Raw genomic sequence first — 25896 nt, 5'->3', positions numbered from 1 at the left:
ACGGCCTTTGTGTCACCCCTGGTTCAGGGCGGCGTGAGCTGCGCGCGCGCCTGCCAGGCTTCCCACCAGGGCAGTACCTGACAGGCGGTGAGTGGGCGCGACAGGCCGTAGCCCTGCACCAGGTTGCAGCCCAGGCGCTGCAGCAGGGCCTGCTGCGCCGGTGTTTCCACGCCTTCGGCAACGACGCGCAGCTGCAGGCTGTGGCCCATCTGGATGATGGCGGTGACGATGGCGACGTCGTCCTGGCTGTCGGGGGTGTCGATGACGAAGGAGCGGTCGATCTTGAGCTTGTCTATCGGGTAGCGCTTGAGGTAGGCGAGCGAGGAATAGCCGGTGCCGAAGTCGTCGATGGACACGCCCACGCCCAGCGCGCGCAGCGCCGCGAGCATCTGCTCGGCGGCGCCGGACTGCTGCATCAGCACCGATTCGGTGATCTCGATCTCCAGGTACTGCGGCGCCAGGCCGGTGTCGTGCAGCACCTGGCGGATGTCGGCCAGCACGTCGCGCTGGCGCAGCTCCAGGGCCGAGATGTTGACGGCGATGGGCACTTTGGGCAGGCCGGCGGCGTGCCAGGCTTGCAGCTGGCGGCAGGCTTCGTGCAGCACCCAGCGGCCAATGGGTGTGATCAGGCCGCGTGCCTCGGCAAAGGTGATGAACTCGTCGGGCCCGACCAGGCCGCGCTCGGGGTGGTGCCAGCGCACCAGGGCCTCGAAGCCGGCCAGGCCCGCGTCGGCCAGGCGCACCTGGGGTTGGTAGTGCAGGGTGAATTCGTGCTGGGCAATCGCCTCGCGCAGCTGGCGTTCCAGGCGCAGCTCCTCGTGCGGGGTGCGGCCATCCATGCGCGCCTGGTAGAACTGGCGGTTGGCGCGCCCGCTTTCCTTGGCGTAGGCCATGGCCATATCGGCGTGGCGCAGCAACTCCTCGGGGCTGTCGCCGTCTTGCGGGAACAAGCTGATGCCGATGGAGGGCGAGAGCGCCACCGGCAGGCCGCCCACGGGGTGGGGGCGGGCGAGCACGGTCAAGAGGGTGTCGGCCACCTGCTCGGCGTCTGCGGCCTGCGCCCGTTCGGACAGCAGCACCACAAACTCATCGCTGCCCAGGCGTGCCACCAGATCGCCGGGGCGCACGGCCGTTTTCAGGCGCTGGGCGGTTTCGTAGAGCAGGGCGTCGCCCACCTGGTGGCCCAGCGATTCGTTGACGGTTTTGAAATGATCGAGGTTGACGAACAACAGCGCCGCCTGGCCCAGCTGCGGGCGCAGGCGAGCCAGGGTCTGGCCCAGCTGTTCGAGCAGGTAGCGGCGGTTGGGCAGCTGCGTCAGGCCATCGTGCAGGGCCATGAAGGCCATGTGCTCCTGCACCTGCTTGCGGGCCGTGATGTCGCGCAGCACGGCAATGCGGTATTCCTCGCCTTCGTCCGGCATGGTTTTGCCCACGACCTCGACCGGAATGCGCTGGCCGTTGCGGTGCAGCACGACGATTTCGTAGTTGTCCTCACGGCCCTGGGTCATGTAGTCGATCACGGCCTGGTGGTATTCGGGGCTGACGAAATCCAGAATCGAGCGCCCGATGACCTCCGTCGCCCGGTAGCCCACCAGGCGCTCCAGGGCCTCGTTGCCGTCGAGCACGCGGCCATGGCGGTGAAAGACCAGTGATTCTTGCGTTGCGGTGCTGAATTTGTGCATCCGCTCGTTGCTCTCACGCACGGCGCGCTCGGCTTGCCAGTGGTGCGTGATGTCGTTGATCATGACGAAGATGCCCAGCTGGCGCCCGTCCTGCAGGTGCGGGATCAGGTGCACCTCGACCATGCGCAGCTGGCCCTGGGCGTCGTGCTGTTCGCGCGTGTAGCGCACGGCCTCGCCGGCAGCGCAGCGGCGGGTATAGGGCTCGATGGCAGCCCAGGTGGCGGTGCTGACACTGTCCTGGGCGTGCATCCCGAGAATGCTGCGCGTGCTCTGGCCGCAGCTGCGGGCGTAGCGCTCGTTGGCAAAGCGGCAGCGCAGGGTGTCGGCCTCGTAGTAGGCAATGCTGGCGGGCACGGCGTCGGCAATCACGCGCAACAACGAGCCGCTGTTGCTGGAGCTCAGCACCTCTGCAGGGTCGAGGCGGTCGGTGTTCGGCATATCAGGCATAAGACTGGCGCTGGTTATAGCGGAAGCGTCTGCCATTGCCATACGTAAAACCGACTATTTTGGGTTGGGGGCTACAGCCATAGATTTTTTCAATGCTGGGTGCTGGGGCGCCGATAATCCCCGGCTGTGACGCATCCCTTTGTTCCTTCCCTGCTCGTGTGGCTGACGCCGCAGCGCCTGCTGCGCGCCTCGGTGGGCGTGGCCCTGCTCACGATTGCGCTCAAGACGCTGGCCTGGTGGCTCACCGGCTCGATTGGCCTGCTCTCGGATGCGCTCGAATCCTTCGTCAACCTCGCCGGCGCCATGTTCGCCCTGGCCATGGTGACGATTGCGCAGCGCCCGGCAGACGCCGAGCACCCCTACGGGCATTACAAGGCGGAGTACTTCTCGTCCGGCTTCGAGGGCATTTTGATCGTCGGCGCCAGTGTGGCCATCTTCTGGGCCTCGGGCCTGCGCCTGCTGCAGCCGCAGCCGCTGCAGCAGCTCGACTGGGGCCTGGCGCTGTCGCTGGCCAGCACCGGCTTGAACGGCCTGCTGGCCTGGGCCATGTTCCGCAGCGCGCGCGCGCACCGCTCGGTGGCGCTCGAAGGCGATGCGCGCCACCTGGTGACCGACGTCTGGACCTCCATCGGCGTGGTCGTTGGCCTGCTGGCGGCGCGCGCCACGGGCTGGCTGTGGCTCGATCCGCTGGTGGCCATGGGCGTGGCCCTCAATATCTTGAAGGAGGGCGGTGCGCTGGTTTGGCGCGCCGCCCAGGGCCTGATGGACGAGGCTGTGGAGCAGGCGCTGCTCGAGCTGATCGGCGCCACCCTGGAGCGCCACAGCCAGGCCAGCGCCGGCGCGGTGCGCTTTGACAACCTGACCTCGCGCCGCGCCGGTGCGCGCAGCTATGTGCAGCTGCACATGCACGTGCCGGCGCAGTGGACGCTCGGGCGCGCCGCCGCCGCGCGCGAGGCGCTCGAAGCCGAGTTGATGGGCACCATCCCCGGCCTGTACGCCACCATCGAGCTGCTGCCCACCGGGGCCGTCACCGTGTTTGAGCAAACCCAGGAGAAAACCCCATGATGGCTTTGCTGCAACGCGTGCGCCAGGCACAGGTGCACGTGCAGGGCGAATGCATTGGCGCCATCGGCCCCGGCCTGCTCTTGCTGCTGTGCGCCGAGCAGGGCGACCGCCCCCAAGAGGCGGTGCGCCTGCTGGCCAAGGTGCTGAAATTGCGCATCTTCAGCGACGCCGACGGCAAGATGAACCGCAGCCTGCAAGACGTGGCCGGCGGCCTGCTCATCGTCAGCCAGTTCACCCTGGCAGCGGACACCAGCGGCGGCAATCGCCCCAGCTTTGGCCAGGCCGCAGCGCCCGACGTGGGGCGCCGCCTGTACGATCACTTCGTCACCCTGGCGCGCGCGGTGCACCCTGCGGTGGCAACGGGCGCGTTTGGCGCCGACATGCAGGTGCACCTGGTCAACGACGGCCCGGTCACCATCCCCTTGCGCATGGCGCCGCCGCTGGCCGCCGGCGCTATCGAGCCCAAGGATGCAGCGCTATGACCCTCACTGAACTCAAATACATCGTCGCCGTCGCGCGTGAAAAGCACTTTGGTCGCGCCGCCGAAGCCTGCTTTGTCTCGCAGCCCACCTTGTCGGTGGCGGTGAAAAAGCTCGAAGACGAGCTGGACATGAAAATCTTCGAGCGCAGCGCCGGCGAGGTCACCGTCACCGCCTTGGGCGAAGACATCGTGCGCCAGGCGCAAAGCGTGCTGGAGCAGGCCGCCGCCATCAAGGAAATCGCCAAGCGCGGCAAGGACCCGCTCGCTGGCGTGCTCACGCTGGGCGTGATCTACACCATCGGCCCCTACCTGTCAAGTCCCGCCTGTTTGTAAACACGCTTCTTGAACAATTCCGGCTTTTTTGCATACCAATCCTTCAACGCCTGAACGGGTGAAACGTGCTTGAGTGCACGCTGTGGAATCTGGTGGTTGTAGGTTTTGACGTAGTTCATCAATGTGGCCTCCAGCTGCGCTGCCGATGCAAAGCGCGTTTGCCTGACGATTTCGCTGATACGCCCGTTGAAGCGCTCCACCATGCCGTTGGTCTGTGGGTGACGCGGCGGACACAGCCGGTGCTCAATGCCCAACGCCTTGCAGCGCACATCGAACTTGTGCCGCCCGCTGGGTTCGCGTTTTTTGTTCGTGAACCGATCCGTGAACTGACTGCCGTTGTCGGTGAGTAGTTTGACGATCTTCATGGGTGCTGCACGCTCCAGACGCTCCAGGAAGTCCACGCTGGAGTCCTCGCTCTGGTCGGCATAGATGTGCATGAACACCCAGCGCGTTGCCCGGTCTATGGCCACGAACAGATAGCGCCGCTGGCGCTCGTCGGGCATCTGCGGCAGGTATTTGATGTCCACATGCACAAAGCCTGGTTCATAGTCCTTGAAGGTCTTGACGGGCTTGTCAGCAGTGCCTGCGTCGGCCTGGGCCTGGGCCTGAAGTTCACGCAAACTGGAGACACCGTGGCGGCGCAAGCAACGATCCAGACCTGCACGGGAGACCTGCGGGTTCACAAACTCTCGCACCACCGCCAGCAGGTCATCCAGGGGCAGAAACAGCAGGCGGCGCAGCTCCACAGCGATGGCCTCTTGCACGGGCGAGAGCGTGGTATGCAGCGTGTGCGGACGGTGCGAGAGATCATCCGGGCTGTCTCGGTGCTTCCATTTGCGTGCTGTCGCACGGTTGATGTTGTAGCGATCGGCCAGTTCTGCAATCGATGCTGACGAAGCTTTAATCTCGGCTCTCGTACGCGGTGTGGTTCGTGCTTGCGCGTGCACTTGGCTCATGTCGATTGCTCCTGTTTGAAGGATTCCACCACGTTGCGCATTACCTCTCTTGCTTGGAAGAATGCCCAACTCCTGTGGGGTATATGATCACACGAGATGGGACACCTACCTGCTGCCCGAGCTGGTGCGCCACGCGATTGCGCGCACGCCGCAAATGCCGCTGATGCTGCAGGAGAACTTCACCGTCAAGTTGCTGGAGATGCTGCGCACCGGCGAGATCGACTGCGCCATCCTGGCCGAGCCCTTTCCCGATACCGGCCTGGCCATGGCGCCGCTGTACGACGAGCCCTTTCTGGCCGCCGTGCCCAGCAGCCACCCGCTGGCGGCGCGCGACAGTGTCTCGACCGAAGAATTGAAAAACGAAACCATGCTGCTGCTGGGCGCGGGCCACTGCTTTCGCGACCATGTGCTCGAAGTCTGTCCCGAGTTCGCGCGCTACGCCAGCAACGCCGAAGGCATACGGCGCACCTTTGAAGGCAGCTCGCTCGAAACCATCAAGCACATGGTCTCCGCCGGCATGGGCGTGACCCTGGTGCCGCGCCTGTCGGTGCCGCGCGACGCGCTGCACAAGGGCGTGCGCCGACGCAAGAGCGACGACGCGCACATCCGCTACCTGCCCATCCGGGAAGAAGAAGGCATGGGCCCGCCCACGCGCCGCGTGGTGCTCGCCTGGCGGCGCAGCTTCACGCGCTACGAGGCCATTGCCGCGCTGCGCAACGCCATCTACGCCTGCGAGCTGCCGGGCGTGCAGCGCCTTTCCTGAGCCATGGCTGCGCTACAGTCGCAGGGGTTGACGTTCTCACACAAGGAGTAAGCACCATGGCCAAGGAAACCAAGACTGCCCGCAAAACCGCCGCTGCCGCTGCCATCAACATCGGCATCAGCGACAAAGACCGCGCCGCCATTGCGCAAGGCCTGTCGCGCCTGCTGGCCGACACCTACACCCTGTACCTGACGACGCACAACTTCCACTGGAACGTCACCGGCCCCATGTTCAACACCCTGCACACCATGTTCATGGGGCAGTACACCGAGCTGTGGAACGCCGTCGATCCGATCGCCGAGCGCATTCGCTCGCTCGGCCACGTCGCGCCCGGCTCCTATGCCGCCTTTGGCGCGCTGTCCTCGCTGCCCGACGTGCCGGCGCAGCCGCCCAAGGCACTGGAGATGGTGCGCATCCTGGTGCAAGGCCACGAGGCCGTGGCACGCACCGCGCGCGAACTCTTCCCCCTGGCCGACAAAGCCAGCGACGAGCCCACCGCCGATCTGCTCACCCAGCGCCTGACGGTGCACGAGCAAACCGCCTGGATGCTGCGCTCCTTGCTAGAAGATTGATAGCTGCTAGCGTTTGCTATACAAGGGCTTCGGCCCTTTTTTGTTGATGAATACCCCCACCCCCCGCCCTGCCCGCAGCCGCCTGGCCCTGTACCTGGATTTGATCCGCTTCAACCGCCCCGCCGGCTGGCTGGTGCTGGTCTGGCCCACCCTCGTCGCCCTGTGGGTGGCGGCGGGCGGTTTTCCGGGCTGGCACCTGCTGGCGGTGTTCGTCGCCGGCACGGTGCTCATGAGGAGCGCCGGCTGCACCATCAACGACATTGCCGACCGCGACTTTGACCGCCACGTCAAGCGCACGCAGGCGCGGCCCATCACCAGCGGCGCGCTGTCGGTGCGCGAGGCCGCCCTGGTGGGTGTGGTGCTGGCGCTGGTGGCGCTGGCGCTGGTGCTGACCACGCGCTGGGAGGCCGTGGCCTGGTCCGTGCCCGCCGTGGCCTTCACCATCCTCTACCCGTTCACCAAGCGCTTTTTTGCCATGCCGCAGGCGTTTTTGGGCATTGCCTTCAACTTCGGCATCGTCATCGCCTTTGCCGCCGTGCAGGGCCAGGTGCCGGGGACGGCCTGGCTGCTGTGGCTGGCCAACCTGTGCCTGGTGCTGGCCTACGACACCGAATACGCCATGGTGGACCGCGACGACGACCTGTTGATCGGCATGAAAACCTCGGCCATCACCCTCGGGCGCTTCGATGTGGCGGGCGTGATGCTGTTCTTTGCCCTGTGCCTGGGGCTGACGGCGCTGGCGCTGGCGCCGCTGGGCCTGGGCTGGCCGCTGTGGCTGGGCTGGGGCGTGGCGGCGGCGCAGGTGCTGTGGCACTACCGCCTGATCCGCACGCGCCAGCGCCCCGGCTGCTTTACCGCCTTCAGCCAGAGCCACTGGATTGGCACAGCGCTGTTTGCCGGCGTCGCGCTGGGCTTTGCGCTGCGCTGAATTGCTATTATTTTTATAGCTGCTAGCGCTTACCCAGCAAGCGCGTGACGGCTGTAACTCCCCTCCCCCCCTCGCGGGGGAGGGGTGGGGGGAGAGGGGGTGCCAGCTTGCAGCGCCATGCCTGTTCATCCCCCTCTCCCCAGCCCTCTCCCGCAAGGGGAGAGGGAGTAAAACCCCGTGCCAGATAAGCGTCAGGCGCTATCAAAATTGCTGTGCAGATACCTATGCCCAGAGGGGGAAGGAGTCAGGGGTACATTGCGAACCGTTTGTTTTATTTGAATTCCTCGCCCAGCGCGTGGGCGCGGGCCTCGGCGGCGTCGAGGGCGCGCATGAAGCGCTGCGCCATGCCGTCGGCCTCCATGGATTCGATCGCCGCGTGCGTGGTGCCGCCCTTGGACGTGACGCGCTGGCGCAGCACCACCGGCGGGTCGTCGCTGCGCCGCGCCAGCTCGGCGGCGCCGGCAAAAGTGGCCACCGACAGCTGGTGCGCCTGCGCGCTCGTCAGGCCCATGTCCACGCCCGCCTGCGTCATGGCTTCGAGGAAATAAAACACATAGGCCGGGCCCGAGCCCGAGAGCGCCGTCACCGCGTCCAGCAGCGCCTCTTCCTCCACCCACAGGTGGGCGCCGGTGGTGGCGATCACCTGCTCGACCAGGTCGCGCTCGGCCGGGCTCACGGCAGGGCGCGCGTACAGCCCCGTCATCCCTTGGCCGATGAGCGCCGGCGTGTTCGGCATGGCGCGCACGATGCGCTCGCTGCCCAGCCACTGCGCCAGGCTGGCCGAGCGCACGCCGGCGGCCACGCTCAGGTGCAGCGCCCCCGGGGTGTGCGCCGCCACCTGGGCCGCCGCCTCGTGCAGATTTTGCGGCTTCACGGCCCAGACCACCAGGCGCGCGCGTTCGAGCTGCGCGCCCGCCTGCGCCAGCGCCTGGATGCCGTACTGGCGCTGCAGCGCCGCACGCGCCTCGGCAAAGGGCTCGACGACGTCGATGCGCTCGGCCGGCAGGCCCCGGCGCAGCAGGCCGCCAATGATGGCGCTGGCCATGTTGCCGCCGCCGATGAAGGCGATGGGAGTCTCAAGGGTGAAAGGGGTGGCCATGGTCTGCGGTGCTCCAGAAAAACGTGGGCGCAGACTACCAAAACGGCGCCCCTATGGACGGCAAAAGAGGGCGGGGCAGCGGGTTTTTTTGTTTCACGATGACTCCAGCCCGGTAGTTCGCTGGACTGCGCCACAGCTCGATACAGCAGGTTTATCAATAGCTTACGCGCGTCCATCATATGCCGGTGCTTTCTGAAACTTGATCCGGTTTTCCCTCGCGCCGCTCCTATCTGGCTCCTGGAATCCGGGTCGTTCCAAGGAGTCATCATGGCAAAGATCAAGCTCACCAAGACCGCCGTGGAGTCGGCGCAACCCCAGGCCAAGGACGTCGAACTGCGGGATACCGTGGTGCCCGGCTTCCTGTGCAAGATTACCCCGACGGGCCGCCGGGTGTTCATGCTCCAGTACCGCACGAACTCCGGTCAGCCCCGCAAGCCCTCGCTAGGACTATACGGGGAGCTGACCGTCGAACAGGCGCGGGTCAAGGCACAGGACTGGCTGGCCGAGGTTCGCCGGGGCGGCGACCCCGGCGGGGCCAAGGCCGAGGCGCGCAAGGCACCCACGATGGCCGAGTTGTGCAAGAAATTCATGGAGGACTACTCCAAGAAGCGCAACAAGCCCAGCACACAGGAAGGCTATCAGGGCGTCATCGACCGCAACATCATCCCGCTGCTAGGCCGCAAGAAGGTGCAGGACGTGAAGCGGCCCGATATTGCCGGGCTGATGGAGAAGCTGGCCTACAAGCCGACCGAGGCGAACAAGACCTTCGGCGTGCTGCGCAAGATGTTCAACCTGGCCGAAGTGTGGGGCTTCCGCCCGGACGGCACGAATCCGTGCCGCCACGTCCCGATGTACCCGCCGGGCAAGGAAACCCGGCTCATCGTGGACGAGGAACTGGTGCGGATCTTCCGCCATCTGGAGAAGCTGGAGGCGGAAGGGCTGGAGAACTACGTCATCCCGCTGGCGATCCGGCTGCAATTCGAGTTTGCCGCCCGGCGCTCCGAAATCTGCCCGCTCGAATGGAGCTGGCTGGACTTCGAGAACCGGCGCGTGGTGTGGCCCGACAGCAAGACCGGCGGCGTATCCAAGCCCATGAGCGAGGAAGCCTATCGGCTGCTTTCGACGGCGCCACGCCGGGAGGGTTGCCCCTATGTCTTGCCGTCGCCGAACGACCCGGCCAAGCACCTGACCTTTGGCGAGCACTATGGCGGCTGGTGCCGGGCGCTCAAGGCCGCCGGCGTCCCGCACGTCGGCACGCACGGCATCCGCCATCGCTCGACCACCGACATTGCCAATTCGGGCGTGCCGACCAAAGTGGGCATGAAGCTGACGGGCCACAAGACCGTGGCGATGTTCATGCACTACGTCCACACCGAAGACAAGCCGGTGCGCGAGGCGGCCGAACTGGTGGCCAGTCGGCGCCAGGCCATCACGGGCGCGCGGCAGCTTACGGAGGCGGCAGCATGAACGCGCGCCGGCCATCCGCAGCATCGTCAGCAGCACCTTCGGCGCTGCTGGGGGACATTCGGGCACTGATCGAGGCGGCGCGGCAGCGCGCCGCCTCGACGGTCAATGCCGAACTGACCCTGCTGTTCTGGCGCATCGGCCAGCGCATCCATACGGAGGTGCTGGCCGGCCAGCGAGCCGGGTACGGCGAGGAAATCCTGCCGACGCTGGCGGCGCAGCTTGTGCGCGACTACGGGCGCAGCTTCGCGGACAAGAACCTGCGCCGCATGGTGCAGTTCGCCGCCACCTACCCGGACGAGCCAATTGTCGTGACGCTGTCACGACAATTGAGCTGGTCGCATTTCCTGGCGCTGCTGCCGCTGAAAGACCCGCTCCAGCGGCAATACTACGTGCAGATGGCGAGTGCCGAACACTGGAGCGTGCGGACGCTGCGCGAGCGCATCGACTCGATGCTGTACGAGCGCACGGCGCTGTCGCAGAAGCCGGGCGAGACGATCGCGCAGGAACTGGCGACGATGCGCGATGCGCAGCGCATGTCGCCCGCCCTGGTCATGCGCGACCCGTACATCCTCGACTTCCTCGGGCTGCGCGACACTTGGCAGGAAGGCGACTTGGAGGCGGCGATCATCCGCGAAATGGAGTCGTTCTTGCTGGAGCTGGGCGCGGGTTTCAGCTTCGTGGCCCGGCAGAAACGCATTCCGATTGACGACGAGGATTTCCACCTCGATCTGCTGTTCTACAACCGCAAGCTGCGGCGGCTGGTGGCGGTGGAGTTAAAGGTCGGCGAGTTCAAGGCGGCCTATAAAGGCCAGATGGAGCTTTACCTTCGTTGGCTCGACAAGCACGAACGGGAGCCGGAAGAAGCCTCGCCGCTGGGGATCATCCTTTGTACCGGCAAGAAGCGCGAGCAGATCGAATTGCTGGAGCTGGACAAGTCGGGCATCCACGTCGCCGAGTACCTGACCGCTTTGCCGCCAAGGGGCGTGCTGGTGGAGCGGCTGCAACAGGCAACGCAGCGGGCGCAGTTGCAGATCGAGCAGCGCAAGACCGACACCGAGTAGTCCTGTCACCAGTAGTCGGGCGTCCCGGCGTGCCGCCGTCGCGCTGTCGTGCTGCGCATCGAGCCTCGCTGCGCGAGTCTCGCCCCATGCGGGCTTCCATCACTGACGCCTCCGGCCCTGGCGGGCCTGCGCGCTCCGCTTGCCGAAAACCCTTCGCGCGTGGATGGCGTGAGGGGGCGGTCTTGCTGTGTCCCTTCACCGTATCACGGCGTTCTCGCCGTCAAGGGCTGCGCGCGCCATGCGCGCTTGCGTCCTGGCGGTCGGCTGCGCCCCCTGACTGCTGCGCTGCGCCGTGACTTCGACGGTTCCGGGCAATTCCGCCCTTGCAACCGGAGAACCGTCATGAACGACAAATCACACGTTTCCCTCGAACAGCACGTTTGCCTGGTCTGCGGCACGGCGTTCGATACCGGCGCGATCCTGCTGGACAAGCGCCTGCGCGCGAGCATGGAACGCCACACGGCGACGGGCTGGGGCCTGTGCCCCGAGCATCAGAGGCTGTCCGATGACGGCTTCGTCGCACTGGTCGAATGCGATCCACAGCGTAGCGGCTCGCAGGCCGGTGGCCGCATGAAGCCGGAGCAGGCGTATCGCACGGGCCGACTGGCCCACCTGCGGCGCACGGTGTTTGCCGAGGTGTTCAACGTGCCGATCGAGGACAAGCAGGCTTGCGTGTTTGTAGAGCCTGGCGTGATCGACCAGTTGCAGTCGATGGCAGCAACGGCGGCAAGCTAGCCGCGCCACGCTGCCTTCGGTGCGTCGTCCCTGCGGGATGGCGCACTTTCTTCTGCTGCGCTGGCACGTCACTCCATTTGTGGCAAAGCATTATTGCCGTTAGACGCATCCCCCCTAGGGGGATATAATTGCCGTATGACGGAATCACACAAACACGCCAGTCATCCTGCCCTTGTGAAGCGGCTCAAGCGTGCCGAAGGCCACCTTCGGCACGTTATCGGCATGATCGAGGCGGAGGAACCTTGCCTCGATATTGCCCGCCAGCTCTCGGCGGTAGAAAGCGCGGTAACGGCAGCAAAGCGTGCCCTGATTCATGACCACATCGACCATTGCCTTGACCATGATGCAGCTTCCGTCCTGAGTGAAATGAAGGCACTCGCAAAACTCCTATGAGGCCGACTTATGCTCGCTGTCCTTAAGAACCGCACCTATCGCCACCTGTTCGCTGCGCAAGTGATCGCGCTAGTGGGCACCGGCCTGATGACTGTGGCGCTGGGCCTACTCGCCTACGAACTGGCGGGCGCGGACGCCGGAGCGGTGCTTGGTACGGCGCTGGCTATCAAGATGCTTGCTTATGTTGGCATCGCCCCGATCGCTCAGGCGTTCGCCGACCGCTTGCCGCGTAGGTCGCTGCTGGTCGCACTTGACCTAATTCGAGCCGCCGTGGCTCTCTGCCTGCCCTTCGTCACCGAGGTCTGGCAAATCTATCTCCTGATCTTCGTGTTGCAGGCGGCTTCTGCCGGATTCACGCCGACCTTTCAGGCGACCATCCCGGACATCCTGCCTGACGAGGAGGAGTACACGAAGGCGCTGTCGCTTTCGCGGCTGGCCTACGACCTTGAAAGCCTGGTTTCCCCGATGCTGGCGGCTGCGCTGCTGACCATCATCAGCTTCCACAACCTGTTTGCCGGGACAGTGCTTGGCTTCCTTGTCTCGGCCGCGCTGGTGGTCAGCGTGATGTTGCCCGCCTCGACACCTGGCCCACGTCGCGGCATCTGGGAGCGCACCACGCGGGGCGTTCGCCTCTACCTTGCAACGCCGCGGCTGCGAGGACTTCTGGCAGTTAGCCTCGCCGTGTCAGCAGCAGGTGCGATGGTGATAGTGAATACGGTGGTCATCGTCAAGGCACGCTTCGGCCTGGGCGAAGCAGAAGTAGCTTGGGCTTTGGCGGCGTTTGGGGGCGGCTCGATGATCGCTGCATTTGCACTGCCTGGGCTGCTCAACAAATTAGCGGATCGACCTGTCATGATCACGGGAGCGGCGGTGCTGGTTATCGGTACGGCCATCGGGGCGCTGATTCCGTCTTATGTTCTGTTGCTTCCACTTTGGCTGGTGATTGGTTTCGGCTACAGCGTGGCACAAACGCCTTCTGGTCGGCTGCTGCGCCGTTCCGCCCATGCCGAGGATCGGCCTGCGCTATTCGCTGCACAGTTTGCGCTGTCACATGCCTGCTGGCTGATCTGCTACCCGCTGGCGGGACGCTTCGGTGCTGCCTTCGGACTGCAATCAACCTTCATCGTTATGTCGTTGATTGGCCTCGCCGGTGTAGTGCTTGCGCTAATGCTTTGGCCTGCCGGCGATCCATCGGATATCGCCCATGACCACCCGGATCTACCGCCGGATCATCCGCATATGCGCGAACATTCAGGCCAGGGCCGACACCACCACCTTCTGATCGTGGACGACCTACATCAAGGTTGGCCACGCATGTAGCGTTGTGTCCTTCACCAAACGCGATCTAACTTGACCAAGGGGGCTTCGGCCCCCTTTTTGCTGCGTCCGTTGGCGCAACTCCGGCCCTCACGGGCCTGCGCGTGCTACGCACTTGCCCCAAAGCCGGGGTGCGTGGAGGTGCGAGGGAGGCGGTCTTGCTGTTTCCCTCATCGTGCCACGGCGTTCTCGCCGTCAAGGGCTGCGCGCGCCATGCGCGCTTGCGTCCTGGCGGCCGTCTGCGACCCCTGACTGCTTGCGCTGCGCCGTGCCCCGGAAGGGTCGGGCAATTCCGCCCGGCAACCTTTCAGGAGTTCACCATGAACAACGCACTCATCACTGACGAACAGCGCATCGTGCTGCTGGCCAACGGCCGCGAATCCTTGGAGAACGCGGACTTCGATCCGGCGCCCGTGGTCAAGCTGTTCACGCCGGACGCCGGCGCGACCTGGCTGCTGACCGAGATTGATCCCGGCGACCACGATCACGCCTTTGGTCTTTGCGACTTGGGCCTGGGGATGCCGGAAATCGGCTGGGTCAGCTTGGGCGAGCTGGCGACGGTGCGCGGCGGGCTGGGCCTGCCGATCGAGCGCGACCTGTCTTTCCGCGCCGAGAAGCGGTTGAGCGCCTACGCGCGCGATGCGCGGCTGGCCGGGCGGATCGCTGTCTGACCCGCCCCTTGGAGCGCCGCAAGGCGCTCCTTGCGCTTTCTCGACCATCACAGGAGATCAATGCCATGAGCAGCCATCACGACTACATCATCGAAATCACGGCGCAGCACGATGCGCTCAAGCCATTCGCGCCGGAGAACGGCCAGCCGCTGCGCTTCAAGATCGGCGACGCGGTGATCTACACCAACGAATACGGCGTGCAGTTTCGTCGCCGCGTCACCGGGTTCTACCGGCCGAGTGGCCTTTGCGGTCACTACGCGCGTGGAGCGCGCTATCTGCTGAACTCGACTTCGCCGTGGGTGCCGGTTGCGGAATCCAGCCTGCGTCCTGACGACTCGGCCTGATGCCTTCGCGCCCCTTCCGGGGCGCTGCGCGCTTCGCTTGCCTCTAAGGGAAAGCCCTGCGGGCTATCCCCGCCGCGCGATGCTTGGCACCCCTAAAAGCCGCCGAACCGGCTGCGCCGGCTCGGCCAGAAATCCGCAGTCACAGCAGAACCCGCTTCCCGATGCGTGGGGCGTGTTGCGCCTGGTGCTCATCGAACCTTGAAGGCTGTGCGTCCCCGGCCAAGAAACATGGCCGGTCGCGCTGTCGTGCGCGTAGCGCATCGAACCCCCTTCGGGGTTTCGCCCCTGTCGGGCTTCCATCGTTCCCTCGCTCCGCTCGGCTGACGCCTCCGGCCCGGATTCCTAGATCCGGGCCTGCGCGCTTCGCTTGCCGTGCGGTCGGCGTGTGGGATGGCCGTTGCCTTGTCCAGCCGTCTCCCCTGACTTCATCACCTTCACCGCGACTGTAGCCCGCGCCCGTGTGCCGTCAAGGCGCGCAGGGCCGTGTCCTCGGCTGCGCCTGCGGGCCGCACCAACCCTGCGCTTGCCTCCTTGACGGCATCCGTTCGCGCGCTCCTGACCGTCGCGGGCGATGAACTCAGGAAAGACGGTGGCAACAGGGCCAACCGGGTTCCTCGTGCCGACCGCACCGAACAGCCGAAAGGCTGGGCTTCCGAATCTAGGAATCCGGTGTGCGGTGTGAACAGCAAACCTCTTTTTGTCAGGAGAAAGACCATGCAACTCGCATCCCGTTTCGCTTCCCGTTCCCCGGTGCTGCGTTCGGAACGCCCCTTGTCCGATGACCAAATCCGGGCCGTGGCCCCGTCCATCTTCGCCGAGGCTCCGCACGAAAGCCGCTCCGAGCGGTACAGCTACATCCCCACCGCCACCGTGCTGCAAGAACTGCGCGGGGAAGGCTTCGAGCCTTTCATGGTGACGCAAACCCGCGTGCGCCACGACGACCGCCGCGACTACACCAAGCACATGATTCGGCTGCGCCATGCCAGCCAGATCAACGGCCGCGAGGCCAACGAAATCATCCTGCTGAACTCCCATGACGGCACCAGCAGCTATCAGATGCTGGCCGGAATGTTCCGCTTCGTTTGCAGCAATGGGCTGGTGTGCGGCGACACCGTGGCCGATGTGCGCGTACCCCACAAGGGCGACGTTTCCGGGCATGTCATCGAAGGCGCTTACGAAGTCTTGCGCGGCTTCGACCGGGTGAAGGATTCCCGCGATGCCATGCGCGCGATCACGCTGGACGAAGGCGAGGCCGAAGTATTCGCCCGCGCCGCGCTGGCCCTCAAGTACGACCCCACCGACAACAAGCCCGCGCCCATCACCGAATCGCAAATCCTGATGCCGCGCCGGTTCGACGACCGCCGCCCCGACCTGTGGAGCGTGTTCAACCGCACCCAAGAAAACCTGACCAAAGGCGGATTGCATGGCCGCAGCGCCAACGGACGCCGCCAGCAAACCCGCCCCGTGCAGGGCATTGATTCCGATGTGCGCCTCAATCGCGCCCTCTGGATGCTGGCCGATGGCCTGCGCCAGTTGAAAGCCTGATTCCCCACGCGGCAGGGGCAGGCAGCAGCCCTTGCCGCATCCCTCGCTGCTGCATCCCTGAACCGTTAGGAGTTATCACCATGAACGCCATCACCTACACCGAAGCCCACGCCGTCAATGCCGCCGCCGCTGTCCCGCTGGAAGCCGCCGACCCGACCAAGAACCTGACTCTGGTTCCGCTGTCGCGGCTGGTGCTGCGCCCCACGGGCCGCAACGTGCGCAAGACCCCGCGAATGTCCATCCCCGAGCTCGCCGCGAGCATCCAGCGCGTGGGCCTGCTGCAAAACCTGATCGTGATTGCATCCGCCGATGGCGCGCATTACGAAGTCGTGGCCGGTGGCCGCAGGCTGGCCGCGTTGAAGCTGCTGGCGAAGAAGCACCGCATCAGCAAGGAATGGGAGGTGCCTTGCCTGCTGGTGGCCGATGGCACGGCCCGCACCGCCAGCCTCACCGAGAACGTGCAGCGCGAAGCCATGCACCCCGCAGACCAGTTCGAGGCATTCGCCGCGCTGGTGGCCGAAGGCCGACCCATCGAGGACATTGCAGCGGATTTTTCCGTCACGCCGCTGGTGGTGCAGCGCCGCCTGAAACTCGCCAATGTCTCGCCGCGCCTAATGGCCGACTATCGGGCCGATGCCGTGAGCCTTGACCAGTTGATGGCCCTTGCCATCACCGACGACCACGCCGCGCAGGAAGCCGCCTTCTACGATGCGCCAACGTGGCAGCGCCAGCCGTCCGCGCTGCGCGACCGCCTCACCGAAAGGGAAATCGACGCCTACCGGCACCCGCTGGTGCGCTTCGTCGGGCTGGACACCTACGAAGCCGCAGGCGGTGGCGTGCGCCGTGACCTGTTCGCCGAAGGTGACGCGGGCGTGTATCTGACCGATGCCGCGCTGCTGGACAGGCTGGCGCAAGACCGGCTAGCGGGCATCGCCGCCCAGGTGAAGGCCGAAGGCTGGGCATGGGTGGATGCCACGCCGGGCGTGACTCATGCCGACCTGCACGCTTTCCAGCGTGCGCCGAGGGAACGGCGCGAGCCGACCAAGCGCGAAGCGCAGCGCATCGAGAAGCTGCAATCCAAGATGCAGGAACTGGCCTCAGCCGTGGATGACGCGCTGGACGCCGACGACGAGGACAAGGCCGACGCGCTGCAAGAGGAAGGCAAAGCCGTGGGCGAGCAGTTGCAGGCGCTGGAAGATGGCTTGCAGGACTACAGCCCGACCGTGAAGGCCGCAGCCGGTGCCATCATCACCATCGACCGCAACGGGCAGGCCGTGATTCATCGCGGGCTGATGCGCGAGGCCGAGGCCAAGGCGCTGCGCACGCTGGAACGCCTGCGCCAAGGTTTCAGCGGCGAGGATGCCGGGAACGACGACGAAGGCGAGGACGGAGACGGCGACGGGCAGCCCAGGACTGCCGCCATGTCCGACCGGCTGGCGCAGCGGTTGAGCGCCCACCGCACGGCGGCGCTGCAAATCGAAATCGCCCGGCATCCGCAAGTGGCGCTGGCCGCGCTGGTGCATGGCATGGTGCAGACCGTATTGCAGGAAAGCCACTACGGCCACGACCTGCCGTTGGGCGTGAGCCTGAAAGTGCAAGACCGGCTGGAAGGCATGGCCCCGGACTGGCCGGAATCGCCTGCTGCCGTGGCGTTGCGCGAACTGCAACAGGTGGCAGGTGAAGGCTTGCCGCAGGACAGCGCCGATCTGTTCGCCGCGCTGCTGGCGAAGTCGCAAGACGAACTGGTGCGGCTGCTGGCGGTATGCGTGGCCGTCACGGTGGACGTGGTGACACCCCGCACCACGCGGCAGCAGCCGAGCGAGGAACTGGCGCAGGCCGTAGGGCTGGACATGGCCGCATGGTGGAAGCCCACCAATGAGGGTTATTTCCGGCATGTACCGAAGGCTGCGATTCTGGAAGCCGTGGAGCAGTTCGCCCCGTCGCACGTCACCCGGCTGGCGAAGTTGAAGAAGGCCGACATTGCCAGCGAAGCCGAGCGGCTGGCGGACGGAACCGGCTGGATGCCTGCCATCTTCGCCACCGAAGGCACGCAGGAAGCCACGCAGGCAGAACCGCAGGAGCAGGACGACGCCCCGGAGGATGCCGAGGCAATGGCGGATGAACCCGCCGTGGCGCTGGCCGCTTGACCCACGCCGACAGCAAGCGCCCCGGCCTCGACCGGGGCGCTTCGCTGGAAGGAAAACGCCCCATGACCCGCACCACCACCAGCCGCCCACGCATGGCTGCGATCTACGCCCCCGGCGCGGTACGCGCCCGCCGCTGGCACGGCGATGGCGACGTGCGCGGCTACCGTCCGCCCTCGGGCTGGTCAGCTCGCGCTGACCTGACCGACATTCACCCCATCACGGGCCGCGCCTTGCCGCGTGCCGTGTGGTGGCTCATCGAGACGAAGGAATAACCCGAACAGCACCGCGCCCAGGCCGTTCCGTCCTGGGCGCGGTGAAACGCAAATCCGGGCGCGGCGGTGGCCGCGCCCGGTGTTCAAGGCCAACAGCCGAACCAAAACACCGCCGCCTTCGCGGTGGCTCAGGCGGCGGCGTTGAAGGCATCGCTGTAGTGCGCGACGCCTTCCGGCACTGGCCCGTGCAGGGCCAGCGCCATGAAGTAGCCGGGCGGCACGCCCGGCAGTTGCAGGCCCGCGTGGGCCTCAAAACCAAAGCGCGCGTAGTACGCGGGATCTCCCAGCAGCACGCAGCCTGCGGCTTGCATGGCCCGCAGTTCGGACAGCGCCTGTTCCATCAGGCGCGAACCGATTCCTTGCCGCTGCCTTTGCGGCAGGACGGAGATTGGCCCCAGGCCGTACCAGCCTTGGGCCTGTCGCCCGTGGTCATCGGTGATCGTCACCGGCGACAGCGCGACGTGGCCGACGACTTGGCCGCGTTCTTCGGCCACGATGGAAAGCATCAGCTCGCCGGCGGCTCGCAAGGCCCGCACGATGAATTGCTCGGTGTGGCTGGTGTGTGGCGCATCGGCAAAGGCGGCCACCGTCACTGCCTCGATGGCGGAAGTGTCGTCCGGGGTTTCGTGTCGGAGCTGGAGGGTCATGGACTGGTCTTGGCTTTCTTCCTCAAAATATAGAACGGCCTGGGCGTGTCGGCGCGATGCGCCGCCGGGCTTTGCGGGCTTCGCCCCGCGCCGACTTCGCCGTCACGGCCATTCGGCTTCAATCCCTTGTATCTTTGAAGTGCGTGTTCGGCAGTGCCGTCACGCCCGGACCTGTCAGGGTTCGGGGTTGGCCGCAGCATGTAGCCCGTCATCCCTCGGTGCCTCTCGAGCCCGTGCGTGAGTCCTGGGCGCATGCTTGCGCCCGATCTCTGAAAGCCCGAACAGTTGCGTGAACGCCGTTCGCATTTGCAAGGAAGGGACGCAGGGATCATGGCCAATCAAGTCGCAGTCGGAATCGACATCTCCAAGAAGACCATGGATGTAGCCATTGGGCACGAGCAGTCCACGGCAATATTCAGCAACGATGGCGCCGGGCATCAAGCGTTGATCGAGGTGCTGAAGAGCCATCAGGTCTCGCTGATCGTGATGGAAGCGACCGGGCAGTACCAACTGGCCTGTGCCTGCGCGCTCCAGGCTGCGGGGTTTGCCGTCGTCGTCATCAACCCTCGGCAAGCCCGGGACTTCGCCAAGGCCATGGGGCGATTGGTCAAGACCGACAGCGTGGATGCCAGGATGCTGGCGGAATTGGCCCAGGTGCTGAATCTGCGGCCTGATCGAGATCGCTTCATCAAGCCAATGCCAGACCAAGCGCAGCAGTATCTGCATGCGTTGGTACTTCGGCGTCGACAGTTGGTGCGCTTGCTGGTCAGCGAGCGCCAACGCAAACACATGGCGCACGCGGAGGTGGTGCAGGATATTGCGGAACTGATGGATATGCTCTCGACTCAGCTTGAGACGCTGGATCGGAAGATTGCGGAACACCTGGCCCAGCACCAATCCAATCTGGCCGCCTTGCTCAAGAGCGTCAAGGGCGTTGGCCCGGCGACGGCTGCGACGCTGATTTCCGAGCTGCCGGAGCTAGGCCAACTCAAGGCCAAGCAGATCTGCGCGCTGGTGGGGGTCGCACCGATGAACCGGGACTCGGGCCAGGCGCGCGGCAAACGCATCATTTGCGGCGGACGGGCCACGGTCAGGAGTGCGTTGTACATGGCCGCCATCGTCGCCATGCGCTACAACGCCGTGATACGGCAGTACTATGAGCGCCTGCTGGCGGCTGGCAAGCCGAAGAAAGTGGCTATCGTGGCATGCATGCGCAAGCTGTTGGTCATCATGAACGCCATGGTCAAAACCGGGCAGCCATGGAATGAGCCGCTTGCACCGGCATGACTTTCTAGATGGTGGCGGTGTCCCTATGTCCTGGCGCCTGGGCTTCAGATACCCATCGCCATGACCCAGCCCGCGAGCCCGGCCAGCAGCACCACGAGCGCTGGCGGCACACGTCCCACCGTCAGCAGCCCGAACGAGAGCAGTGCCAGCCCGAAATCCGCCTTGCCGTGGATAGCGCTCGTCCACACCGGGTCGTACAGCGCGGACACCAGGATGCCGACCACGCCGGCATTGATGCCCGCCATGGCCGTCTGGATGCCCGCGCGGTGGCGCAGTCCTTCCCAGAACGGCAGCGCACCGACCAGCACGAAGAAGGCCGGCAGGAAGATGGTGCCCAGCAGTGCCAGACCACCGATCCAGCCATGCAGCGGCCCCTGTGCGACGGCGCCGAGATAGGCCGAGAACGTGAACAGCGGCCCCGGCACGGCCTGCGCCGCACCGTAGCCGGCTAGGAAGTCGGCGTTGCTCACGATGCCGCTGGGCACCACGGCGGCTTGCAGCAGCGGCAGCACGACGTGCCCGCCACCAAAGACCAGTGCGCCGGAGCGGTACACGCCTTCTAGCAGCGCGATCGTGGATGAGCCCGTGGCTGCCGCCCATAGGGGTAGCCCGACGAGCGGTGCGGCGAACAGCAGCAGTGCCACGATGCCCAGCTTGCGCGAGACGGGGTAACTGTGGGCTCGGCCGCCGCCGGGTTGCGCGATCTTCAATGTCCACCAGCCCAACAGTCCTGTCATTGCAATGGCGGCAAGCTGGCCTGCAGCCGAGGGCAGGATCATGGTCAGCAGCGCCGCCAGAATGGCTAGGGCAGCACGCGGCCGATCCGGGCACAGTGACTTGGCCATTCCCCAGACAGCTTGCGCCACGATGGCCACGGCTACCACCTTGAGCCCATGCACCCAGCCCGACTGGGCCAGCCCCTGGTACTCCGCGATGCCGAAGGCGAACAGGATCAGCGCAATCGCCGACGGCAAGGTGAATCCCGCCCAGGCCGCCAGCAGGCCCAGCCAGCCCGCGCGGCCCAGCCCCAGCGCCATGCCTACCTGGCTGCTGGCTGGGCCCGGCAGGAATTGGCACAGGGCGACCAGATCGGAGTAGCTGCGGTCATCCAGCCAGTGGCGGCGCTCGACAAACTCCGAGCGGAAATAGCCCAGGTGCGCGATCGGCCCGCCGAAGGAGGTCAGCCCCAGCTTGAGGAAGGCGCCAAAGACTTCGACGGGTGAGCCGCGCGCGGCTGCGGCCTCATGCTGCAAGGTGTTGGTGGAATCTGTCATTTGTGCATTGCCTCCCCGGTGAACTCCCAGATGCGTTCCTTGGCCAGCGCCAAGCCTTCCATGCCCTTGGGCGTGATCGTGTAGAGCTTGCGCACGGTGCGCCCTTCACGCTCCTGGCGGGAGACGAGGTAGCCGTCGCGCTCCATCTTGTGCAGCATCGGGTACAGCGTTCCTGGGGAGAGGCGATAGCCGTGGTGGGCCAGTTCGTCGATCATCCACTGCCCATAGATCTCCTGCTCGGCCGCGTGGTGCAGCACGTGCAGGCGGATCAGCCCCGACAGCAGGTCGTGGTGCTCCATGGCGCGGGGTGTTGGTTTTTCTTTCATATCGAATAACGATAACGAAATTCGATATTTTCACGATGCGCTGTCTTGACTTTTAAGACAGTTGCTCACGCCTTCGCGCCTGCGGCGCTGCGCGCTCGCGCTTGCCTCCAGGGGAAAGCCCTGCGGGCTATCCCCGCCGCGCGATGCTTGGCACCCCTTGAACACCGCCGAACCGGCCTACGCCGGATCGGCCCGGCCAGCGCCCCGCCGCGATGGGCGCGGCGCTGGCGAACACGCTGGCGCTTGCTGCGGCAGGTTGTGCAAATGCGTGCCGTCCTCAACGCTGGCGGTTCCCGCCTGTCACATCACGAAGGACGGTTCACGGACAACCCGCCCGGCATCGCTATGGAGCTTCCACGCCACGCCTCAAGACCGGCACCGCAAGGTGCGGCAGGGGCGTTCTCGCCTGTCGTCGGGTGGTTGACCTGGCCCGCGTTAGCGGGCGAGCCGGAGCAGCCTTCATGCCGGGATGCCGAGCCGGCCCCATCTCCTTTCGGAGCGGTTCGGCCCAAGGCGTCCTTGTCTCGTTGTGAATCCTGGCGGGGGCGCGGCTGCGCCTCGGGCTTCATGGCTGCAACCGTCCGGCGAAAACAATTTCCCCGCCGCTGCGCGGCTTCCTCGCGCAGCAAATTCTTTTCGCCTTCCGGTTCTCCACTGCGTTCCGACCGCAAGCGGTGCAGCCAGCCCGTCCCCCGCCGGCCGAATCACAACAAGGACGCGATGGGCGCGAACCTTGTTCAACCGAAAGGAGAAAACATCATGGCCAACATCGGCACCTTCACCGCAGAGAAAGACGGCTTCGCCGGCACGCTTCGCACCCTGACGCTCAACGTCAAGGTCAAGCTGGTTCCCAACGACAAGGGGGACAACGAGAAGGCCCCTGACTTCCGCTTGCAGGCGGCCAGCCACGACATTGGCGCGGCGTGGAAGAAGACCAGCGAGGCCGGGCGGGAGTACATCTCCGTGACCCTCGACGATCCATCGTTCCCAGCCACGGTCTATGCCCGCCTGATCGAAAGCGAGGATGGCACGCACGACCTGATCTGGTCGCGCAGCAAGCCCCAGGCGGCGTGACCGCCGCAGCGCTCCGCCCATTGCGGCGGGGCGTTTTTAGCTCACCGCCCTAGTTTGAGGAATGGCTTCATCAGGCACTGTCAAGTTCTGACTGAAGAACATTACCTCATTACCAACGTATCGTCTTTGTGCGGTGTAGTTCAGACCATAGCTCAACGATTGGCTCATGCGATACATGGCGCAAATTTCTTCGGCGTTGTCATAAGACACGACCCAAGGCCATTTGAACTTCTTCTGTTGAATGACTTTGGCAATGGCCGCGTGGTCATCATGCTCGTAGTAATTTCGATACAACCCCTTTCCCTTAACGTAGTATGGAGGGTCGAGGTAGATCAGAGATTGTTTTGGCAAAAAATCCGAGCAGCGATTCAGAAGGCACAGTGAATCTTCACAATACACCGATATGTCACTCTGTCGCCGGGCGATTTCACGAATGCGTGAAGCAACAACGTCCTTCTTAAATCTAGCGTCCAGCTTGTAGTTCCCGTTCTGACTCTTTCCACCAATGACGCCTGCCTTGAGAATTCCAGACCGATTCGTCCGATTCATGAACAAAGTCGCAAATCCTTTATCGACTAGGCTGGCAACGGAATCTTCTCGTAAAACGGTTCGCCATCTAAACCATTCTTCAATGGTAATAGGGGTGGATTCGAGTAAATCAAGAAGCTCAGTTGAATGCTTTGTTACAGCAACCCAAAAAGCATATACGGCAGGATCAGCATCGTTGATGTGGATATGACTTGCGTGCCCATGAAAGAGTAGATCAAGCGCAACGCCTGCCCCGCCAGCGTATGGCTCCAAGTAATGCCCTCCCGTGACACCATTCGTTTCCATTATTTTTGCAATAAATGGAGCAAATGGCGCCTTCCCGCCAGGGTAGCGCAGAGGGCTATACAGTCTGTTTGAGAACATCGTTATACCTTTCTTGGCTTAACTTCCAAGGCGGCCAACTTGGTGACGTCCACAGCATACCCTGTGCTCATCACACCGTGAACAGCCGTCTTGAAATTCTCCAAGAATTCGTTAATAAGCATTGGATTGTTATCTATCCAATGCTTCCAAGGATTGTAGGGCTTGACTCCAGATGTGAGCAATTTCTGAAATTCGACACCCTTATAAAAACGCTTAAAAACCTCTCTCGGCTTCTTGGTTCCAGTGTATGCAGCCACCCGCTCCTTCACCTCAACAGAATCCCCGTTGATTGAAAACTCGTTCAAAACCTCGCGAGCTGCATTGGTGAAAACATCTCTTGTGAACTGCAAATCATTCTTCCAAAATGGATGGGCGGCAGGGAGATTGTACAAGTGCTCGAACACAAGCTGGTCAGGTGGGAGATGCCCAGGCAAGAGGGTCACTGTCTTATAGCTCTTCCCTGTAACCTGAGAGTCTTGATCTGCATCTAAGCAGACGATGCTTCTTTCCGAGAACTCAGGGAGTTTCTTCTGGATCAACTGAAGATAATTAGAGCATCCGAGTGACACTTCCGACATCGGATTTGTGAACTTCTTTATTGGCTGCCTAAACATCAAAGTTGCAAAAAAATCTTCGGCCTCTTTGTCTTCGAAATAGATATTTATGCGAGGCAGTGAAACTCCAGATGACGTATCAATGGTCTTTGTGTTGATGTCTGCACTAATTTGTGCCCATGACCAGTCTTGCATCACCTGGACATTGCCGTAGGTGTTGCTCAAATAAATGGTCTTGTACTTTCTTCTGAACTGACGACTCTGCTCATACGCATATTCAATCAGAACCGGCGAATGCGAAGTCATGACAACTTGAAGATCCAAGCTCTTGCACTCGCGATCAAGCATCTTTAGTAGATTTACTTGTGCAGTCGGAAATAGCCCAGCATCAGCCTCGTCGATTAAAAGCAAACCACCTTTATAGTCAGCATACTCTTCCTTCAACTTTCTGAAAGACATCAAGGCCAATATGATCTGGCCTGCATTGTCCTCACCCGCCGAAACAGAGTCTTGGTCGTAGTTCTCCCCATGCGCCACCGCAGAACTGATAGTTCCATCAGTCCCTGTTGCAAGCGATGCGTTGCGGTTAAGAAGCTCGTTCGTTAGCGCAATGAAATCTTTCTTGTGATGCTCTAGATAATCAAAGTCGCCTAGCTTGTAGTCTCTGGCCGCGATAGGGTAAAGACGCTTCAAGCTAAGAAAAATTACCGGATGAGTAAAATTCCTACTCGTGTTGCTGCTTCCGGCCGCCGTGCTGTTATTTCTAACTACAGGTCTAGGCGACTTCCCTCTTTTCATCAACTCAAGTCTGGCGGTCGCAGCCTGATTTGTATATCCGTCAAGCAAATCAATGTTTACGGACATGGAGCCGGGAACATCAAACTTTTCGGATATCCTGAAATGGTCACTGTATTGAGACTTGAACATTTCTCCTGCAATCTGTCGGAATGCAAGAGCTTCGTCTTTGACGTAATCTTTTTCAAAGCTAAAAATTTGCGCAGCTATGCCCAGTATCGAGGACTTTGAGGTACCATTTTTTCCACAAACAACAGTGATGTAATCGCCGAACTCAACCGCCACATCGTTCAATGCGCGGAATTTCTCGATCGTTAGCTTTTTTAGTTGAGTCTTAGGCATGGTGTGCGGAGTTTGTTTTTAAGTCCCTTGAAGAAATCTATCTTTGGCCGGAATCATCCACAACCAATTCTTGGAGTTCCTGTCGAACTAGCATTAAAAGGTGATCGGCTTTCTGTTCGCTGTCACCGGCGTACGCCAAGGTCAGCAACGTGAGCGGGTGGATTTTCATCACTTCGCAAAGCTCGGCCAGCTTGTGCAAGGTCGGGCTTTTCAAGTCGCGCTCCAGGGTACTCATGTAGGTGCGGCTAGACACGTCAGAGAACGCTTCCTGGCTCAAGCCGCGCGCCTTCCTGACCGTCTTCAATGCCTTCGCCAGCGAGTACGTTGTTGCCACCTTGGATTCCCCACAAATACCAAGATGACACCCCATTGCGCCCTATAGAGCTACAATCTATAGTGTTCATTCA

The 25896-nt window shown here is 63.6% G+C and carries 25 protein-coding genes and 2 pseudogenes; 18 read left to right on the top strand and 9 right to left on the bottom strand.

Going from position 1 to position 25896, the window contains the following annotated elements:
- Positions 1 to 23: 23 nt before the first annotated feature.
- Positions 24 to 2120 carry a bifunctional diguanylate cyclase/phosphodiesterase gene (locus tag G7045_RS12600; protein ID WP_240919222.1) on the bottom strand — a complete coding sequence of 699 codons (2097 nt, stop codon included), beginning with the start codon at positions 2118 to 2120 and terminating at the stop codon, positions 24 to 26.
- A gap of 135 nt (positions 2121 to 2255) precedes the next feature.
- Between G7045_RS12600 and G7045_RS12595 the strand changes: the two genes are divergently transcribed.
- From G7045_RS12595 to G7045_RS12585, 3 genes and pseudogenes are all read left to right on the top strand, one after another.
- Positions 2256 to 3194 carry a cation diffusion facilitator family transporter gene (locus G7045_RS12595; RefSeq protein WP_205737194.1) on the top strand — a complete coding sequence of 313 codons (939 nt, stop codon included), beginning with the start codon at positions 2256 to 2258 and terminating at the stop codon, positions 3192 to 3194.
- On the top strand, positions 3191 to 3676 hold the full coding sequence (gene dtd / locus G7045_RS12590) for a D-aminoacyl-tRNA deacylase (RefSeq protein WP_166159943.1): 486 nt from the start codon (positions 3191 to 3193) through the stop codon (positions 3674 to 3676). The genes G7045_RS12595 and dtd overlap by 4 nt, the downstream gene beginning before the upstream one ends.
- Positions 3673 to 3987, top strand: a pseudogene (locus G7045_RS12585) (LysR family transcriptional regulator); the annotation flags it as partial. The gene dtd and the pseudogene G7045_RS12585, both read left to right, overlap by 4 nt.
- Here G7045_RS12585 and G7045_RS12580 read toward each other — a convergent pair.
- Positions 3981 to 4964: an IS481 family transposase gene (locus G7045_RS12580; RefSeq protein WP_166159942.1), complete on the bottom strand. Its 984-nt coding sequence runs from the start codon at positions 4962 to 4964 to the stop codon at positions 3981 to 3983. The pseudogene G7045_RS12585 and the gene G7045_RS12580 overlap by 7 nt on opposite strands.
- Before the next feature lie 106 nt (positions 4965 to 5070).
- On the opposite strand from G7045_RS12580, the pseudogene G7045_RS12575 reads away from it, so the two are divergent.
- The 3 genes and pseudogenes from G7045_RS12575 to ubiA form a co-directional block, all read left to right on the top strand.
- A pseudogene (locus G7045_RS12575) lies at positions 5071 to 5727 on the top strand (LysR substrate-binding domain-containing protein); the annotation flags it as partial.
- 56 nt (positions 5728 to 5783) lie between these two features.
- On the top strand, positions 5784 to 6299 hold the full coding sequence (locus G7045_RS12570) for a Dps family protein (RefSeq protein WP_166159941.1): 516 nt from the start codon (positions 5784 to 5786) through the stop codon (positions 6297 to 6299).
- A gap of 46 nt (positions 6300 to 6345) precedes the next feature.
- A complete protein-coding gene (gene ubiA, locus G7045_RS12565) occupies positions 6346 to 7227 on the top strand; it encodes a 4-hydroxybenzoate octaprenyltransferase (protein ID WP_166159940.1) in 882 nt (293 codons plus the stop codon).
- Positions 7228 to 7498: 271 nt separating this feature from the next.
- Here ubiA and proC read toward each other — a convergent pair whose 3' ends face one another.
- The gene (gene proC / locus G7045_RS12560) at positions 7499 to 8326 is read right to left on the bottom strand and encodes a pyrroline-5-carboxylate reductase (RefSeq protein WP_166159939.1); all 828 of its coding nucleotides are present in this window, start codon (positions 8324 to 8326) and stop codon (positions 7499 to 7501) included.
- Between the two features lie 267 nt (positions 8327 to 8593).
- On the opposite strand from proC, the gene G7045_RS12555 reads away from it, so the two are divergent.
- The 10 genes from G7045_RS12555 to G7045_RS12510 all read left to right on the top strand — a co-directional run bounded on the left by G7045_RS12555 (position 8594) and on the right by G7045_RS12510 (position 18278).
- A complete protein-coding gene (locus tag G7045_RS12555; protein ID WP_166159938.1) occupies positions 8594 to 9793 on the top strand; it encodes a site-specific integrase in 1200 nt (399 codons plus the stop codon).
- Positions 9790 to 10854: a YhcG family protein gene (locus tag G7045_RS12550; RefSeq protein WP_166159937.1), complete on the top strand. Its 1065-nt coding sequence runs from the start codon at positions 9790 to 9792 to the stop codon at positions 10852 to 10854. Before G7045_RS12555 ends, G7045_RS12550 begins: the two co-directional genes overlap by 4 nt.
- A 342-nt stretch (positions 10855 to 11196) precedes the next feature.
- Complete coding sequence (locus tag G7045_RS12545; RefSeq protein ID WP_166159936.1) at positions 11197 to 11589, top strand: ATPase; 393 nt, start codon at positions 11197 to 11199, stop codon at positions 11587 to 11589.
- A gap of 135 nt (positions 11590 to 11724) precedes the next feature.
- Entirely contained in the window at positions 11725 to 11982 is a 258-nt protein-coding gene (locus tag G7045_RS12540; protein WP_166159935.1) for a metal-sensing transcriptional repressor, read from the top strand.
- Positions 11983 to 11991: 9 nt separating this feature from the next.
- Complete coding sequence (locus G7045_RS12535) at positions 11992 to 13302, top strand: MFS transporter (RefSeq protein WP_166159934.1); 1311 nt, start codon at positions 11992 to 11994, stop codon at positions 13300 to 13302.
- Positions 13303 to 13619: 317 nt separating this feature from the next.
- Entirely contained in the window at positions 13620 to 13970 is a 351-nt protein-coding gene (locus tag G7045_RS12530; RefSeq protein WP_166159933.1) for a DUF2958 domain-containing protein, read from the top strand.
- A 65-nt stretch (positions 13971 to 14035) separates the two neighbouring features.
- The gene (locus G7045_RS12525) at positions 14036 to 14314 is read left to right on the top strand and encodes a hypothetical protein (RefSeq protein ID WP_166159932.1); all 279 of its coding nucleotides are present in this window, start codon (positions 14036 to 14038) and stop codon (positions 14312 to 14314) included.
- 714 nt (positions 14315 to 15028) lie between these two features.
- Positions 15029 to 15859, top strand: a complete 831-nt coding sequence (locus tag G7045_RS12520; RefSeq protein ID WP_166159931.1) for a DUF932 domain-containing protein — start codon at positions 15029 to 15031, stop codon at positions 15857 to 15859.
- Positions 15860 to 15939: 80 nt separating this feature from the next.
- Positions 15940 to 18006, top strand: coding sequence for a ParB/RepB/Spo0J family partition protein (locus G7045_RS12515; protein ID WP_166159930.1), 2067 nt, complete (start codon positions 15940 to 15942; stop codon positions 18004 to 18006).
- Between the two features lie 62 nt (positions 18007 to 18068).
- Entirely contained in the window at positions 18069 to 18278 is a 210-nt protein-coding gene (locus G7045_RS12510; protein ID WP_033476338.1) for a hypothetical protein, read from the top strand.
- Positions 18279 to 18406: 128 nt separating this feature from the next.
- Here the strand turns inward: G7045_RS12510 and G7045_RS12505 are convergent, their stop codons facing one another.
- Positions 18407 to 18925: a GNAT family N-acetyltransferase gene (locus G7045_RS12505; protein ID WP_166159929.1), complete on the bottom strand. Its 519-nt coding sequence runs from the start codon at positions 18923 to 18925 to the stop codon at positions 18407 to 18409.
- 330 nt (positions 18926 to 19255) lie between these two features.
- Between G7045_RS12505 and G7045_RS12500 the strand changes: the two genes are divergently transcribed.
- Complete coding sequence (locus G7045_RS12500; protein WP_141101032.1) at positions 19256 to 20212, top strand: transposase; 957 nt, start codon at positions 19256 to 19258, stop codon at positions 20210 to 20212.
- Between the two features lie 44 nt (positions 20213 to 20256).
- On the opposite strand, the gene chrA is transcribed toward G7045_RS12500, so the two are convergent.
- Both chrA and G7045_RS12490 read right to left on the bottom strand, forming a co-directional pair.
- Positions 20257 to 21486 (bottom strand): chromate efflux transporter, encoded by a 1230-nt coding sequence (chrA, locus tag G7045_RS12495; RefSeq protein WP_043372455.1) that lies wholly within the window; start codon positions 21484 to 21486, stop codon positions 20257 to 20259.
- Complete coding sequence (locus tag G7045_RS12490; protein WP_043372456.1) at positions 21483 to 21785, bottom strand: PadR family transcriptional regulator; 303 nt, start codon at positions 21783 to 21785, stop codon at positions 21483 to 21485. The genes chrA and G7045_RS12490 overlap by 4 nt, the downstream gene beginning before the upstream one ends.
- Positions 21786 to 22571: 786 nt before the next feature.
- Here G7045_RS12490 and G7045_RS12485 point away from each other — a divergent pair.
- Positions 22572 to 22886 carry a DUF736 domain-containing protein gene (locus tag G7045_RS12485; RefSeq protein WP_166160458.1) on the top strand — a complete coding sequence of 105 codons (315 nt, stop codon included), beginning with the start codon at positions 22572 to 22574 and terminating at the stop codon, positions 22884 to 22886.
- A gap of 36 nt (positions 22887 to 22922) precedes the next feature.
- On the opposite strand, the gene G7045_RS12480 is transcribed toward G7045_RS12485, so the two are convergent.
- The 3 genes from G7045_RS12480 to G7045_RS12470 are packed head-to-tail and all read right to left on the bottom strand — an operon-like array spanning position 22923 to position 25823.
- The gene (locus G7045_RS12480) at positions 22923 to 23798 is read right to left on the bottom strand and encodes a DNA adenine methylase (protein WP_166159928.1); all 876 of its coding nucleotides are present in this window, start codon (positions 23796 to 23798) and stop codon (positions 22923 to 22925) included.
- 2 nt (positions 23799 to 23800) lie between these two features.
- Positions 23801 to 25489: an AAA family ATPase gene (locus G7045_RS12475; RefSeq protein WP_166159927.1), complete on the bottom strand. Its 1689-nt coding sequence runs from the start codon at positions 25487 to 25489 to the stop codon at positions 23801 to 23803.
- Positions 25490 to 25526: 37 nt separating this feature from the next.
- Entirely contained in the window at positions 25527 to 25823 is a 297-nt protein-coding gene (locus G7045_RS12470; protein WP_166159926.1) for a helix-turn-helix domain-containing protein, read from the bottom strand.
- Positions 25824 to 25896 lie beyond the last annotated feature (73 nt).

This window comes from Acidovorax sp. HDW3, assembly GCF_011303755.1.
GTDB lineage: Bacteria > Pseudomonadota > Gammaproteobacteria > Burkholderiales > Burkholderiaceae_C > Paenacidovorax.
The sequence above is the reverse complement of the archived record's forward strand: the minus strand, read 5'-3'. Positions and strand labels throughout refer to the sequence as shown.